This window comes from Clavibacter lycopersici (genome assembly GCF_003576405.1).
Taxonomy (GTDB): Bacteria; Actinomycetota; Actinomycetes; order Actinomycetales; family Microbacteriaceae; genus Clavibacter; species Clavibacter lycopersici.
Window position 1 is genome coordinate 1 of the sequence record NZ_QWGT01000517.1, and the last position, 558, is coordinate 558.

A 558-nucleotide genomic window follows, 5' to 3' on the forward strand; every position below is an offset into this window, starting at 1 on the left:
TCGGCATCCGGGGAGGCGTCCGCGTGACGCTCTCGAACGGGCGCCGTCCCGAGCGGCCCGAGCCGCGGCACCGCTGGCTCCTGCCGCTCGTCATCGGCGTGGCCGTCGCCGTCCTGGTGTTCGTGGTGGTCGTCGCGAGCCTCAACGGCGAGCTGATCTGACCCCCGCGTGATCGACGCGGCGTTCTTCGCGCGCGACGCGGTCGAGGTGGCGCCCGCTCTCCTCGGCGCGGTCCTGTCGCGCGACTCCGAGGAGGGCCGCGTCTCCGTCCGCCTCACCGAGGTGGAGGCGTACCGCGGCGTCGGCGAGGACCCGGGCTCGCACTCCTTCCGCGGGAAGCGCGCGCGCAACGCGACCATGTTCGGGCCGCCCGGGCATCTCTACGCGTACTTCACCTACGGGATGCACACGTGCGCGAACGTCGTCTGCGGCGAGGAGGGGACGAGCGCGGGCGTCCTGCTGCGGGCCGGCGAGGTCGTCGAGGGCGCCGACCTCGCGCGCACCCGACGAGGCGCGGCCGTGCGCGACCGCGACCTGGCGCGCGGCCCCGCGCGCCTC

1 protein-coding gene is annotated in these 558 nt (G+C 75.8%); it reads left to right on the forward strand.

Features of this window, described 5'->3' with window-relative positions:
• Positions 1–168 precede the first annotated feature (168 nt).
• On the forward strand, positions 169–558 hold a 390-nt coding region (locus tag DZG00_RS16295), incomplete at its 3' end, for a DNA-3-methyladenine glycosylase (RefSeq protein ID WP_119455866.1).